The following is a 15,088-nucleotide window of genomic DNA, read 5'->3' on the forward strand; positions in this document are numbered from 1 at the left end:
TAGAAGTTAAGCTATATGGAGGTATAGAAATGGAAACGTATATTACAAAAAGTCACCAAGAGGCTTGTGTTAAAGCTATCAAAGACATCGTTTCCTTCCCTTCTGTTCGTCAGGAAGGGGAGAACGGAACCCCCTTTGGACAGGCAATTTTAGATGTTCTTAAGCATACCCTTGCCCTATGTGAAAAGCTTGGTTTTAAGACAGTTATTGATTCTGAGGGTTACTATGGTTATGCAGAATTAGGCAATCAAAAAGAAATGCTTGCTATCCTCTGCCATCTTGATGTTGTTCCTGAAGGAGACCGTTCCTTGTGGCATACAGACCCCTTTGAGTGCATTGAAAAAGACGGCCATCTCTATGGTCGTGGTACTCAAGATGATAAAGGTCCTACAATGATGGCTTTGTTTGCTGTCAAAGCCCTAATGGATGCGGGTGTTACTTTTAATAAGCGGATTCGCTTTATCTTTGGAACTGACGAGGAAACTTTATGGCGTTGTATGGATCGTTATAATGAACGTGAAGAACAAGCAACCTTTGGCTTTGCTCCTGATTCAAAATTTCCTTTGATTTACGCAGAAAAAGGCTTGCTACAGGCAAAATTAACAGGTTCTGGAAGCGAAGCGCTAACTCTCGAGATTGGCAATGCTTATAATGTTGTCCCTGCTAGGGCTAGCTATAGTGGGAACCTATTTCAAGAAGTAACATCAGAATTAGATAAATTAGGGTTTGAGTATGTTACAAATGATGATCAATTAACAGTTTATGGACTAGCTCAACATGCTAAAGATGCTCCACATGGCATCAATGCCTTGGTGCGTCTGGCTAAAGCTCTTTTACCATATACAGATAATCAAACCATTGCTTTTTTAGCTAATGTCATTGATGAAGACGGCAGAGGTTTGAATATATTTGGAAATATTGAAGATGAACCATCAGGAAGTTTATCGTTTAATGCTGCTGGCTTGACTATAGATAAAGAAAAAACAGAGATTAGGCTTGATATTCGAATTCCTGTTTTAGCTGACAAGGATCAGCTTGTAGCATGCTTAAGTGAAAAGGCGCAAGCCTATGGCTTAGCTTATGAAGAATTTGATTATCTTGCGCCACTCTACGTTCCAGTTGATAGTGAATTGGTAACCACTTTAATGTCTGTCTATCAGGAAAAGACGGGCGATACTAGCCCAGCTATTTCTTCAGGAGGAGCTACCTTTGCACGAACTATGCCAAATTGTGTGGCCTTTGGAGCAATGTTCCCAGATTCAATTCAAACTGAACATCAAGAAAATGAAAATATCGTATTAGCAGATGCTTATCGGGCAATGGAAATCTATGCCGAAGCTATCTACCGACTAACAAGATAATAAGGAGAAATTTCGTATGACTAAACAAAAAATTGTTGTTGCTTTAGGTGGAAATGCCATTCTTTCAACTGATGCTTCAGCTAAAGCTCAACAAGAAGCTTTGGTTTCAACATCAAAATCACTTGTTAAACTAATTCAGGACGGTAATGAAGTTATTGTAACTCATGGCAATGGCCCACAAGTTGGGAATTTGCTTTTGCAACAAGCGGCGGCTGATTCTGAAAAGAACCCTGCTATGCCTTTGGATACTTGCGTCGCCATGACTGAAGGAAGCATTGGTTTTTGGCTTGTTAATGCACTTGATAATGAGTTAAAAGCACAAGGTATTGAGAAAGAAGTAGCAGCAGTTGTGACGCAGGTTATTGTCGATAAAAATGATACAGCTTTTACCAATCCAACTAAGCCAATTGGACCATTCCTTTCAGAAGAAGATGCTAAAAAACAAATTGAAGAAACTGGTGCAAGCTTTAAAGAAGATGCTGGGCGTGGTTGGCGTAAAGTTGTTCCTTCTCCAAAACCAGTTGGCATTAAAGAAGCTAACGTAATCCGTAGTTTAGTTGATTCAGGCGTTGTAGTTGTCAGCGCTGGTGGCGGTGGTGTCCCAGTGGTAGAAGATCCAACAACTAAGGTTCTTACAGGTGTTGAAGCTGTTATTGATAAAGATTTTGCTTCTCAAACTCTTTCTGAGCTTGTGGATGCTGATCTCTTCATCGTTTTGACAGGTGTGGATAATGTGTATGTAAACTTTAATAAACCTGATCAAGAAAAATTAGAAGAAGTGACTGTTTCACAAATGAAAGAATACATTGGTCAAGATCAATTTGCACCAGGAAGTATGTTACCAAAAGTTGAAGCAGCCATTGCTTTTGTTGAAAATAAACCAGAAGCTAAAGCAATCATTACTTCACTTGATAATATTGATAAAGTACTTTCTGAAAATGCTGGTACACATATTATTGTAGGTTAAATTGGTAAAAAAGAAGAATTGTTAAAATTTTCAATAAAGGCTAAATTTTCTAAATTTAGTCTTTTCTTTTAAGTTTTTTCAGTGTATAATTAGCTTTATATTTTTCAGCTTAGGAATTTGATTACGCTAAGAATGAAGAATCCTGACAAAGTCAGAAAGAATAATATAAGGAGGAGCTATGAAAAAAAGCTTTATTCATCAACAAGAGGAAATTTCCTTTGTTAAAAATACTTTCACGCAATACTTAATTGCTAAGCTTGATGTTGTTGAAGTGCAAGGACCTATCTTAAGTCGGGTCGGGGACGGTATGCAAGATAATCTCAGCGGTATTGAAAATCCCGTTTCTGTCAATGTGCTTAATATTCCAGAAGCTCAATTTGAAGTTGTCCATTCTTTAGCTAAATGGAAACGACATACTTTAGCGCGATTTGGGTTCAACGAAGGAGAAGGCCTTGTTGTTAATATGAAAGCTCTCCGACCTGATGAGGATTCTTTAGATGCCACTCACTCTGTCTATGTTGACCAATGGGATTGGGAAAAAGTTATTCCTGATGGGAAACGCAATTTAGCTTATTTAAAAGAGACAGTGGAGACAATTTATAAGGTGATTCGCTTAACAGAATTGGCTGTTGAAGCGCGTTATGATATTGAGGCAGTCTTACCTAAAAAAATAACATTTATTCACACTGAAGAGTTGGTTAAAAAGTATCCTAACCTCACGCCAAAGGAACGTGAAAATGCTATTACTAAAGAGTTTGGTGCTGTTTTTTTAATCGGTATCGGTGGTGTTTTGCCTGATGGTAAACCTCACGATGGCCGGGCTCCAGACTATGATGATTGGACTACTGAATCTGAAAATGGTTATCGTGGATTGAATGGTGATATTCTAGTTTGGAATGATCAGCTACAATCGGCGTTTGAACTGTCTTCCATGGGGATTCGTGTTGATCAGGATGCTTTAAAGCGACAGGTAGCTATTACTGGTGATATGGATCGACTAGCATTTGATTGGCATAAAGCTTTATTAAATGGTCTCTTTCCCTTATCTATTGGAGGAGGAATTGGTCAATCACGAATGGCTATGTTTCTTTTACGAAAAAAGCATATTGGTGAAGTACAGACTTCTGTATGGCCAGAGACAGTACGTGAAACTTACGAGAATATTCTATAAAAAAGCAGTTTTTAACTGCTTCAGATTGAAGAAAAAGTCCATTTTGGACAATTTTCTTCAATCTTTTTCTTTATTATGAAAAGCAAAAACTCTCAGAAACATTGGAACATCAACATTTTTAAGAGTTTAATATCTTGTCATTTTACGCAAGTCTATTCACATTTTTTTATTGTTAGGAGTTTATCTACGTTCTAAAGCAGTTTTTAACTGCTTTCAGATTGAAGACAAAGTCCTTAGAAATTGATTTTTCTAGGGCTTTTCTTTTTGCTAAGAGTTATAATAAAGATAAGAAGTTCTAGGAGGTCTCAGTATGTTCCACAAAGAAAATCCTAACTACAATCGCAATCAAGTTGGTTTCTATAGTTTAGATGACTTGGTTCCTAAAGACCATCTCTTGCGTCAAATTGATGAAGCGATAGATTTTTCATTTATTTATGACTTAGTGAAGGACAGTTATTGTGCGGATAACGGTCGTCCTAGTTTGGACCCTGTCATGTTAGTGAAAATTCCCATGATTCAATGTCTCTTTGGCATTCGTTCCATGCGTCAAACCATCAAGGAAATTGAGGTTAATGTGGCTTACCGCTGGTTTCTTGGGTTGACTTTAGAAGATAAGGTGCCTCATTTCACAACATACGGAAAGAACTACAGTCGTCGTTTCCAAGATAAACAAGTCATTGAAGCTATCTTTTCTCATATCTTAGGGCTCTGCCTGAATGCCGGGTTAATTGACCCTACTGAAATCTTTGTGGACGGTACCCATATTAAAGCAGCTGCTAACAATCACAAATATATCAATCAGGAAGTAGAGGCGCAAGCTAAATTCATGAGTGCCCAATTAGAGCGAGAAATTGCCAAAGATAGGGAAAAACACGGAAAAAAGTTGTTAGGGCTCGCCAGAGAAAAAGAGCCCACAAGTAAGAAAATTTCTACAACCGACTCTGATAGCGGTTGGTTTCATAAGGGAGAACACAAACAAGTTTTTGCTTATAATGCTCAAGTCGCTTGTGATAAATATGGTTGGGCACTAGGATATAGTATTCACGCTGGGAATGTTCATGATAGTCAGGCTTTCCCAGAACTGTTTGACCAAATTAAAGCATTACAACCAAGCTATCTTATCGCAGACTCTGGTTATAAAACACCCAGCATTGCCCACTATTTATTATCTCTAGGTATCACACCCGTTTTTCCATATACTAGACCACGTGGCAAAAAAGGAATGCTTAGTCCTAAAGAGTTTGTCTATGATGAGTATTATGATGTCTACCTCTGTCCAGAGAACCACCCCTTATGTTATTCAACCACTACTCGAGATGGCTATAGTGAGTACAAAAGTGATCCAGCTATCTGTCAGACCTGTCCGCTATTATCAGTCTGTACCCAATCGAAAACCCATCAAAAAGTTATCACTCGTCATCTATGGAAAGAAGATTTAGAAGTCTGTGAAGACATCCGACACCAAAAAGGGATGAAAGAATGTTATCAACAGCGCAAAGAAACGATAGAACGCTTATTTGGAACAGCTAAAGAATATCACAATTTGCGCTACACGAGATTAAAAGGAAAGTCCAAAATGGAGGCAACCGTTGGACTGACTTTAGCGTGCTTGAATATGAAAAAATATAGTAAGATAATGGCGAGAATATCCTTTTTAATTGGCTTGAAAATTGCCAAAGTTAGCCCAATAATCATAATGAAAGTAAAAGAAAAGACAAACTGGAGATTTAGGCCAGTTTGTCTTCAATCTGAAAGCAGTTTTTAACTGCTTTTTTATTGTTAACATCACCAGTCTTATTTTGTTGACGATAAAAACTTGGCTACTTCTAGATTTTTGATATAATAAGGGTTATGAGAATTGTATCTGGTGAATTTGGTGGACGACCACTTAAGACCCTCCCTGGAAAAACAACAAGACCCACTTCAGACAAAGTTCGAGGTGCTATGTTTAATATGATTGGTCCTTATTTTAAGGGGGGACGCGTTTTAGATTTATTTGCTGGCTCAGGAGGCCTGGCTATTGAAGCAGTTTCTCGGGGAATGTCTCAAGCTATGCTAGTTGAAAGAGATCGTGGAGCGCAAGCTATTATTCAAGAAAACATCAAAATGACAAAGTCGGAAAGTCAATTCCAGCTTTTGAAGATGGATGCTAGACAGGCACTTTTGCAATTAGATCAAGCCTTTGACCTGATTTTTTTAGATCCTCCTTATGCTAAGGAGGAAATTGTGGCTACGATAGAGTTTTTAGACCAAAAAAGTTTACTAGGCCCCGAGGTCATGATTGTTTGTGAGACAGACAAGTCTGTACAACTGCCTGAGGAAATAGGATCAGTCGGAATTTGGAAAGAAAAAATTTATGGAATTAGTAAGGTAACCGTTTATGTCAGATAAAATTGGGCTTTATTCAGGTTCATTTGATCCAGTGACTAATGGTCATATGGATATTATCGAACGTGCTAGTCATCTTTTTGACCATTTATATGTGGGTGTCTTTTTTAATCCGAATAAAGAAGGTTTCTTTTCGTTAGATATGCGGGTTCGTATGTTAAAAGAAGCCTTGACTCATTTTGACAATGTTTCTGTAGTGTCAGTACAAGATAGTTTAGCAGTTGACTTAGCAAAGCAACTAGATGTAACACATTTGGTTCGTGGTTTGCGAAATCTAACCGATTTTGAGTACGAATCTAATTTGGAGTACTTTAATCACCGCCTAGAACCAAGTATTGATACTGTTTATTTTATTTCACGGAATATCATGAGTCCTATCAGTTCAAGTCGTGTCAAAGAGTTAGTTCACTTTAAATCCTCGATTGAAGGCTTAGTCCCTCAACCTGTTATTGATCAATTGGAGCGTATGAATGAAGATAATTAAAAAAGTTAAATGGTGGTTAATTAGTATTATGGTAGTAGTTGCCATCTTATTTGCTCTCTTTTTCCCTTTGCCTTACTATATTGAGATGCCTGGTGGCGCTTACGATATTCGTTCAGTACTCAAGGTAAATGATAAGAGGGATAAGGAAAAAGGCTCTTACAATTTTGTAGCGGTTAGCTTGAGTCGAGCGACCTTTGCGCAAATCCTTTATGCTTGGGTGACGCCATTTACAGAGATTTCATCTGTAGAAAATACAACTGGTGGTTACAGTGCAGCAGATTATATGCGTATTAATCAATATTACATGGAGACCTCTCAAAATGGGGCTATTTACCAGGCTTTAAAATTAGCTGGAAAACCTGTTTCATTGGACTATTTAGGTGTTTATGTTTTGGATGTTAATAAAGATTCTACTTTTCGTGGTGTTTTAAACATTGCAGATACAGTTACAGGAGTCAATAAAAAGGAATTTAAAAGTTCAGCCGACCTTATTAAATACGTTTCAAGTTTGAAACGAGGTGAACAGGTAACTGTCCAATACACTACTGGTAATGAGAAAAAATCCAAAAGTGGTAAGGTTATTAAGCTAAAAAATGGTAAAAATGGTATTGGCATTGGCTTAACAGATCACACAAAAGTACATACAAATGAAAAAATTGAATTTTCAACAGAAGGTGTAGGTGGGCCAAGTGCTGGACTTATGTTTACACTGGATATTTACGATCAACTGAATCATGAAAATCTGCGTAAAGGTCGTCGTATTGCAGGTACTGGAACGATTGATCAAGATGGTAAAGTTGGTGATATTGGAGGTGCAGGTTTAAAAGTTGTTGCTGCAGCAAAGGAAGGTGCCGAGATTTTCTTCGTGCCTAATAACCCAGTTGATAAGCGTATCAAAAAATTGAAGCCAAATGCCAAGACCAATTACAAAGAAGCTTTAGAAGTAGCCAAAAAATTAAAAACCAAGATGAAAATCGTCCCAGTTAGAAATGTTAAAGAAGCTATTGCTTATTTACAAAGGACTGAATAATGCCTATATTAGTAAAATGCTCATATATTTAAACAAAAACTTCTAGATTATTCTGGAAGTTTTTTGACTTTAATAAAAAAATTAGTCCGCTATACTAGTATGTGTAAGCGATTACAACTAGGAGTTCATATGAATAACAGACAAATTAGCTTATTACGAGATTTGATTGCGCAAGATCAATTTGTGACAGCAGCTTACTATGCTCAAATGTTTAACGTTTCGACTAAGACAATTTATAAGGATATTAATTGCCTTAATCACGTATTAGTTCAACATCAGACTGTCATTGAAAGGAGACCGCATTTCGGTATTAAATTAGATATCAGTAAAAATGAAGCTCAGAGACTTCTAAGCTGTCTTCAGGAGTCTCGTTCACAGAGCCAAGAAGCTTTTAGAGGCAGTATGGATTTTCGGGAACTTGAACTTATTAAGGAGTTAGGTTTTGGTAATTGTCAGATTGATATTTTGGATTTCGCACTGGAGCACTTTATTAGCGAAGCGTCTGCTAAGCGGGACCTTGAGAAATTATTACCTTTGGCACATCACTATGGTATTAGTTTTCAAAAGAAGCAGGGCAGGATAAGCTTAGAGGGTAAGGAGTCTGAGATTAGGAAGTTTTTACGACATGCCCTTGTTGAACGTGTGAAGAAGAAAGATGAAGAGCTATCTTTTCAGAATTTAGTTAAAGTTTTTGATTACTATGATGTGCTCTTAATTGAAGAACAGTTAACTCTCTTTGCAAGGCGATATCATTTTGAAGTTAGTGATATTTATAAATGGTATTTTATATTGGATGCCTGTATAGCTAATCAAAGGTTTCGCAAAGGTAAGTTAATTAATCGGATTAATATCAATGATTTTACCTCTGTACAAGATTATGAAATGTATTTGTTAGCCACAGAATTTTTGTCAGCTATTTTTGGATTATCACATGACATTATCCCACAAAATGAAATATTGGTTACGATGACTAGCTTAATTGCCACCGGGTATATTTGTGATGGGCATTACCTTAATAAAACTTTTGATCAGGTGGTTTCCAACTTTGTAGGAGAAGTTAGTAGACTTATCAATCTTGATTTAAGTGAAGATAAGCATCTCAAAAGTATGTTATTAGTGCATATCCAGCCGATGATTTATCGTTTGAAAAATAAGGTTCTTATTTCCAATCAAATGACTGAGGTCATCAAGGCTCAGTATAGTGTCTTATATCATTTAGTCTGGTTAGCTTCCAAGGACATTTCAAAACAGTTTGATATTCATTTAAATGATGCTGAAATTTCGTTTCTAACCATCCATTTTGAGGTAGCTATTGAAAGAAAGTTAAAGCCTTTAAAAATATTTGTTATTTGTCCCCATCACTTAGCAACTTCAGAATTAATTATGGTTCAACTGCGTAAAATTATTTCACCTTTAGATATAATACAAGCTATTGAAATTAGTGATTTAAAAAAACTGAAGTTGTCAGAAACAGACTTGGTCATCAGTTCAGTTGATATTTCAGATTTAAAGATTCCTTTTGTTTTTGTTAGTAGTGTGATAACACCACAACAACTTCAGTTGATTCAAACTCAATATGCCAATTTCTCCCAAGGAAATTCACAGATGACAACTTATCTCCAAAATAATGACATGATTATTCAATCAATGATTCGTCATTTATTGGACGACGCTGTTTATCTCAGAAAATCTTTTAAATCAAAGACAGAATGTATTGACTATATGGTGTCATTTTCAGAACGTGACAATAAAGAAAATCCTAATTTTAAAAAATCAATAATAGAGCGTGAAATTCTTGGTAATACTAGTGTTTATACAGGCATAGCTTTACCACATGCAAATCCAGAAGAGGTTAAAAAGTCTCAATTAGTGATTTTAACATTAGATAAACCCATAAAATGGGGGATAAATTATATCAAAGTTGTGATGTTAATTGCCATTGAAAGTTCAGAAGTAGCTTTGTATCGTGATGCCTTAATCAGTATTTATGCCAAAATTGATAGTAAAGCCTATATTGATGATCTTTGGAGCTCTGAGAGTCAGGCAAGTCTAGTGAAGGCTTTATTTAAGGAAGTTACTTATTAAATAATGAAGGAGAATATATGAGTGATATTATTTCACAATTAGTGCGTGAAGATTTGATTAATCTTCATGTAAACGTTGATGATCAATCTCAACTGCTAGAGATTCTTTCAGATGATCTTTATCAAAAAGGATATGTATTAGATAGTTTCAGAGAGGCCATTATTAAACGCGAAAGAGAGTTTCCGACTGGCTTACAATTAGAAGAAATTGCGGTAGCGATTCCCCATACGTACGCTCAGCACATAAAAGTCCCATTTATATATATTAATCAACTTGAGTCCCCAATATCATTTATCCAAATGGGGACTGACGAAGAAGAAGTTCAAGTTTCTTATGTTGTTGTCCTTGGTATTTCGAAGCCTCAAGAACAGACAGGACTTTTAGCCGAATTGATGGAAATTTTTGGGAATACTGATTTTATCAATCGGATGCAGATGGTAAATTCAGAAAAAGACTTGTATAACTTATTTAAAACTCAAACGATTATAGGAGGTTATTGAAATGAAACGTATAATTGTAGCTTGTGGTTCTGGTGTTGCAACCTCACAAACGGTAGCTTCAAAGGTCGGTCGGTTATTAAAAGAAGCAGGAGTAGCTTGTGAAATTGAGGCAGTAGATATGAAATCATTAGACCAGTTTCTTAAAAATGCAGATGCATATATCTCAATAGTCAAACCTAAGAAAGATTATGGCATACCTGTTTTCAATGGCGTTGCTTTCCTAACGGGTATAGGGCAAAAGAAAGAGTTAGATAATATTATTGCTTTTATTAATCAATAGAGGAGAAAATGATGGATACCTTGAAAACTGTTATTCAGTATATTTTAGATTTAGGTGCGGCCGTATTTGTGCCATTTTTGATGCTAATTGTTGGTCTCTTAATGAAGATGAAGTTTAGAGATGCATTCACTTCTGCCTTAACCTTAGGGATTGCTTTTACAGGAATGGGAATACTTGTCAATTTTATTATGACAAGCATGGGCGCAGCTGCCAATGACCTCACTAAACATACTGGTCTGTCATTACCAGCAGTAGATATTGGTTGGCCGGGGGCGGCTTCAATTTCTTGGGCATGGCCTTATGCTTTCTTAATGTTTCCGCTACAATTGGGAATCAATTTTTTAATGTTAATGACTAATCAGACGAAAACTTTAAATGTTGATTTGTGGAATGTTTGGAATAAAATCTTTACAGCTGTTATCGTTACTTACTTTACAAATAATGTTTTCTTCGGTTTTCTAGCAGCCACTATTATTATCATATTAGAACTCAAATTAGGAGATGCCTTTGCGCCTGAAGTGGAGCGTCTAACAGGCATTCCTGGCGTAACAGTTCCGCATTTTATTACCTTAATAGCGGTGCTACTACACCCCGTTGATGAACTATTAAAGAAGATTCCACTTCTTAACAAGCAGTTTGACGCAGATACGCTAAAGGAAAAAATAGGGGTATTTGGAGAAAATTCCGTTATGGGTGCAATTATCGGTCTTGCCTTAGGGATTGCATCAGGAAATGGCTTGCAATATGCCTTAACATTGGCAGTTCAAGCAGCGGCAGCCTTAACCCTTTTCCCGATGGTATCAAAACTTTTTTCACAGGCTCTGTCTCCTATCTCTGAAGCAGTTTCTGAATTTATGCGTGACAAGTTCCAAGACCGAGAAGTCTATATTGGCTTAGATTGGCCAATTCTGGGCGGACGGAATGAACTTTGGGTTGCAGTTATTCTGACTATTCCATTTCTCTTGATTGGTTCTATCACTTTACCACACAATATTGTTTTACCATTTGCTGGTATCATTAATCTTTCATTTGTGGTGGGAGCATTATTGTTAACAAATGGAAATGTATTGCGGATGATTATCCATGGGTTGATTTCGACACCACTTTTTTTATACGGTGCGACTTATTTTACACCTTATATGACTCGCTTAGCTAGAGAAACAGGGACACTTGGAAAAGCCACTCATGGAATGGTCTCTTGGTCATCTTTTGAGGGGCCAGATATCCGTTATCTCCTAGCGACTATGCTCAAAGGAAACCTTCTTTCACTATTACTTTTTGGTTTATGGATTGCTTTATATATTTGGCTTTTGAAGGATCGTAAAACTTATAACGATAGTATAGAGGTTTAAGAGTAAAAAAGCATGGTTTTATCGTTTTATTCACCACAGCTTATTGATCTGATATTATGCTGCGCTAGCATTGAGTTTATCGGGTAACTTAGTAACAAGCTTATACTTAGTTATCAAAATAGAAGGCGAAGCTTTAGAATAAGAAACTCAAAAGAAAGGAAGTTTATATGAAGTATCCAGATTATATTGATGGTTTAATCACTTTAACTTATGACATGTGGAAAAAAGGTTGGGATGAGTATAATGGAGGAAATGTCAGTTATCGCTTAAAAGAATCAGAAGTAGCTAATTTGAGCGAAGATTTAGCACTTACAGATTATGTCATCTACCATGATGAGGTGGAAGTTGAGGTCATGGATATTCCCCAGAATATGCAAGATCAATACTTGCTAATCACCGCTTCTTGGAGTCACTTTCGTCATCTCAAAAATCAACCAGCAAATGATTCTGGAATTATCCGATTAACAAAAAAAGGTTATATCAAAATTGCAGGATTCAACGATGGAAAACGTCCAACCAGTGAAATTTTCATGCATATTCTAGCCCATTCAGCTCGCTTGGAGCAAGATGAGAAGCAAAGAGTTGTCGTTCATAATCACGCAACGAATCTAGTGCTTTATTCGCTATTAAACGACATTGATAGTCGCAGTCTAACCTTGGATTTATGGTCTGTTTTAACAGAATCAATTATTGTTTTTCCAGATGGTATTGCCGTATTACCGTGGGAAGTGCCAGGGACAAAAGAAATTGGCTTAGACACGGCAAGAGAATTAGTTAGTCAACGCCTTGTTGTGTGGGCTAAGCATGGTGTCCTATCAACAGGAAGAGATTATCAAGATTGTTTTGGCTTAATCGAAACAGCTGACAAAGCTGCTAAGTTAGCTCTGGATTTACAAAAAATTAACCAAAAGCCCCTATCAGAATGCAATACCTTAAGCATTGAAAATTTAAGAAAAATTAGCCAAGCTCTTGAAATAAAGACTGCTTATTTAGATGATTAATAAACTATATTAAGATTAAGAAACTTCTGGATAAATCTAGAAGTTTTTTCATTTATAGGAACTTAGTGAAATCAAGACAAGATTGACAGAAAATTAGGAAGTTTGCTCAGCTAAATTAATAAAAACAGTTGACACATGCAAAGAAAACGGTTACAATATTTTTTGTGAGAACGATTCCACAATTAAAAAGGAAGGAGTATTTGATGCCTACCATTAAAGAAGTTGCTGAAGAAGCTGGCGTTTCAAAATCAACAGTATCGCGCTATATTTCTAAAAATGGCTATGTTTCAGATGATGCTAGAGAAAAAATAAAAGAAGCAATTACCAAATTGCATTATAGTCCTAATGTCATCGCTCAATCCTTAAAAACCAACAGGAATCAGTTAGTTGGCTTGCTATTACCAGATATTTCAAATCCTTTTTTTCCACGTTTAGCACGAGGAGCTGAAGTTTATTTAAAAGAAAAAGGTTATCGTGTGATGTTAGGTAATATTTCGGACAGTAAAACATTAGAGGAGGAATATCTCAACGTTTTATTACAGAATAGAGCAGCTGGCATTATTACTACACATGATTTTACGAAAGATCATCCTGAAATTGATATTCCTGTTGTAGTAGTGGATCGTGTCGATAAAGATAGTCGCTATGGCGTTTTTTCAGATAGCCAGGCTGGGGGTTACCTAGCAGCTGAAGTTATTTGGAAGGCTGGTACGAATAAAGTTTTACTAATAAGAGGACCATTGGATTTAGCTGACAATATAAATGAACGTTTCAAAGCTAGTTTAACTTTTTTGACTAGTAAGAAAGTTGATGTTCATATTTGTGATAGTAAAAGCTTTGACTTTGATGATATTCAATCAGAAGCAAAACGTTATTTAGATCAGTTTGTAGGAATTGATAGTATTATCGCACCGTCTGATATCCATGCTATTGCATACATTCACGAATTACATTCACGTGGTAGACGCATTCCTGATGAAGTGCAAGTTATAGGATATGATGATATTTTAATGAGTCAGTTTATTTATCCCTCATTATCAACTATTCATCAAGCTTCTTATCGGATGGGTTACAATGCTGCAGAGCTAGTTTATAAAATTGCCAATCATTTGCCCATAGAAGAAGAACGCATTAAATTACCGGTTCATTATGTTGAACGAGAAACAGTTAGGAGGAAATATGAGTAAAATTGTCATAATTGGAAGTATCTCGATGGATTTAGTCATGATGACAAATCGCATCGCAAAAGAGGGTGAAACTGTCTTTGGAGAATCTTTCTCGATGGTTCCTGGTGGAAAAGGAGCTAATCAGGCGGTAGCTGTCGGCCGACTCTCATCACCAAGTGATCAAATTTCAGTGTTAGGAGCGGTGGGGAATGACTCATTTGGTCCCATTCTTTTAGAAAATCTCAAAGCTAATCATTTACGTGTAAACCATGTGGGAACGGTCTCATCTTCTTCTGGAATTGCCCAAATTACACTCTTTAATCATGATAATCGAATTATCTATTGCCCAGGTGCAAATGGACTAGTAGCCACTTCGAACTGGTCTGAGGAGTGGCAGCTGATAGCAGAAGCTGACCTTGTTATCTTACAAAATGAGATTCCACATCAGGCGAATATGACAATTGCTCGTTACTGCCATCAAAAGGGGGTAAAGGTTCTTTATAACCCCGCACCAGCTAGAGAAACTGATTCAGAAATGATACCTTTTGTTGATTTTCTAACTCCAAATCAACATGAATGCCAGGCCTTGTTTCCAGATCAAGAGCTATCAGAAGCTTTGCAAAACTGTCCTAACAAATTAATTGTTACCTTGGGTAAACAGGGAGCAACTTATTTTGATGGCCAAGAGATTCAGATGATTCCTGCTATAAAAACAGATGCTGTAGATACGACTGGAGCGGGTGACACCTTTAATGGTGCTTTTGGCTTAGCCATAACAAAACAACTTAGTATCACAGATGCTTTAAAATTTGCAACTTTAGCAGCACATCTTTCTGTTCAAAAATTTGGAGCGCAAGGTGGTATGCCAAGGATAGAAGAAATGAAAGGACATCCAGAATATGTTGAAAGATGGGATTTTGAATAGTGATTTGGCCAAATTGGCTGCAGATTTAGGACATACGGATCGTGTTTGTATTGGCGATTTAGGTTTACCCGTGCCAGAAGGTGTCGCTAAAATTGATTTAGCCCTTAAACCGGGTTATCCGAGTTTTCAGGAAGTGTTGGATATTTATTTGGACCATATTAAGGTTGAAAAAATTATTCTGGCAGAAGAAATCAAAAGGATTAATCCAGAACAGTTAGAGACTGTGGTAGCAAAGTTAGATAGTGGGATTGAAGTTGAATATGTCAGCCATGAGGAACTAAAGACCTTGAACAAAGGTGTCAAGGCAATTATTCGAACCGGAGAAAACACGCCTTATTCCAATATTATCTTACAGTCAGGTGTAACCATTTAGAAAGG

The 15,088-nt window shown here is 36.7% G+C and carries 15 protein-coding genes; all 15 read left to right on the plus strand.

The genetic code is table 11. The annotated features are described in order from the left end of the window. Nucleotides 1–29: 29 nt before the first annotated feature. On the plus strand, nucleotides 30–1,361 hold the full coding sequence (locus FGK96_RS02055) for a dipeptidase (protein WP_138080892.1): 1,332 nt from the start codon (nucleotides 30–32) through the stop codon (nucleotides 1,359–1,361). A 16-nt stretch (nucleotides 1,362–1,377) separates the two neighbouring features. Further along, nucleotides 1,378–2,328, plus strand: a complete 951-nt coding sequence (arcC, locus tag FGK96_RS02060) for a carbamate kinase (protein ID WP_138080894.1) — start codon at nucleotides 1,378–1,380, stop codon at nucleotides 2,326–2,328. 178 nt (nucleotides 2,329–2,506) lie between these two features. Further along, complete coding sequence (gene asnA, locus FGK96_RS02065) at nucleotides 2,507–3,499, plus strand: aspartate--ammonia ligase (protein ID WP_138080896.1); 993 nt, start codon at nucleotides 2,507–2,509, stop codon at nucleotides 3,497–3,499. Between the two features lie 310 nt (nucleotides 3,500–3,809). Then, nucleotides 3,810–5,264 (plus strand): IS1182 family transposase, encoded by a 1,455-nt coding sequence (locus FGK96_RS02070; RefSeq protein ID WP_138080898.1) that lies wholly within the window; start codon nucleotides 3,810–3,812, stop codon nucleotides 5,262–5,264. A gap of 86 nt (nucleotides 5,265–5,350) precedes the next feature. Then, entirely contained in the window at nucleotides 5,351–5,890 is a 540-nt protein-coding gene (gene rsmD / locus FGK96_RS02075) for a 16S rRNA (guanine(966)-N(2))-methyltransferase RsmD (RefSeq protein ID WP_138080900.1), read from the plus strand. Then, complete coding sequence (gene coaD, locus FGK96_RS02080) at nucleotides 5,880–6,371, plus strand: pantetheine-phosphate adenylyltransferase (RefSeq protein WP_138080902.1); 492 nt, start codon at nucleotides 5,880–5,882, stop codon at nucleotides 6,369–6,371. Before rsmD ends, coaD begins: the two co-directional genes overlap by 11 nt. Beyond that, nucleotides 6,358–7,401 carry a SepM family pheromone-processing serine protease gene (locus tag FGK96_RS02085; RefSeq protein WP_138080904.1) on the plus strand — a complete coding sequence of 348 codons (1,044 nt, stop codon included), beginning with the start codon at nucleotides 6,358–6,360 and terminating at the stop codon, nucleotides 7,399–7,401. Before coaD ends, FGK96_RS02085 begins: the two co-directional genes overlap by 14 nt. 129 nt (nucleotides 7,402–7,530) lie before the next feature. Then, nucleotides 7,531–9,486: a BglG family transcription antiterminator gene (locus FGK96_RS02090; RefSeq protein ID WP_138080906.1), complete on the plus strand. Its 1,956-nt coding sequence runs from the start codon at nucleotides 7,531–7,533 to the stop codon at nucleotides 9,484–9,486. A 26-nt stretch (nucleotides 9,487–9,512) separates the two neighbouring features. Next, on the plus strand, nucleotides 9,513–9,986 hold the full coding sequence (locus FGK96_RS02095; protein ID WP_172601630.1) for a PTS sugar transporter subunit IIA: 474 nt from the start codon (nucleotides 9,513–9,515) through the stop codon (nucleotides 9,984–9,986). A 1-nt stretch (nucleotide 9,987) separates the two neighbouring features. Then, a complete protein-coding gene (locus tag FGK96_RS02100) occupies nucleotides 9,988–10,266 on the plus strand; it encodes a PTS sugar transporter subunit IIB (protein WP_003083266.1) in 279 nt (92 codons plus the stop codon). Nucleotides 10,267–10,277: 11 nt separating this feature from the next. Then, the gene (locus tag FGK96_RS02105; RefSeq protein WP_138083479.1) at nucleotides 10,278–11,618 is read left to right on the plus strand and encodes a PTS galactitol transporter subunit IIC; all 1,341 of its coding nucleotides are present in this window, start codon (nucleotides 10,278–10,280) and stop codon (nucleotides 11,616–11,618) included. Between the two features lie 167 nt (nucleotides 11,619–11,785). Further along, on the plus strand, nucleotides 11,786–12,619 hold the full coding sequence (gene rhaD / locus FGK96_RS02110; RefSeq protein WP_138080910.1) for a rhamnulose-1-phosphate aldolase: 834 nt from the start codon (nucleotides 11,786–11,788) through the stop codon (nucleotides 12,617–12,619). A gap of 203 nt (nucleotides 12,620–12,822) precedes the next feature. Further along, nucleotides 12,823–13,806, plus strand: a complete 984-nt coding sequence (locus FGK96_RS02115; RefSeq protein ID WP_138080912.1) for a LacI family DNA-binding transcriptional regulator — start codon at nucleotides 12,823–12,825, stop codon at nucleotides 13,804–13,806. Beyond that, the gene (gene rbsK / locus FGK96_RS02120; protein ID WP_138080914.1) at nucleotides 13,799–14,710 is read left to right on the plus strand and encodes a ribokinase; all 912 of its coding nucleotides are present in this window, start codon (nucleotides 13,799–13,801) and stop codon (nucleotides 14,708–14,710) included. The genes FGK96_RS02115 and rbsK overlap by 8 nt, the downstream gene beginning before the upstream one ends. Continuing rightward, a complete protein-coding gene (rbsD, locus tag FGK96_RS02125; RefSeq protein WP_138080916.1) occupies nucleotides 14,685–15,083 on the plus strand; it encodes a D-ribose pyranase in 399 nt (132 codons plus the stop codon). The genes rbsK and rbsD overlap by 26 nt, the downstream gene beginning before the upstream one ends. Nucleotides 15,084–15,088 lie beyond the last annotated feature (5 nt).

The sequence above is a fragment of the Streptococcus porcinus genome (genome assembly GCF_901542335.1).
Taxonomy (GTDB): Bacteria; Bacillota; Bacilli; order Lactobacillales; family Streptococcaceae; genus Streptococcus; species Streptococcus porcinus_A.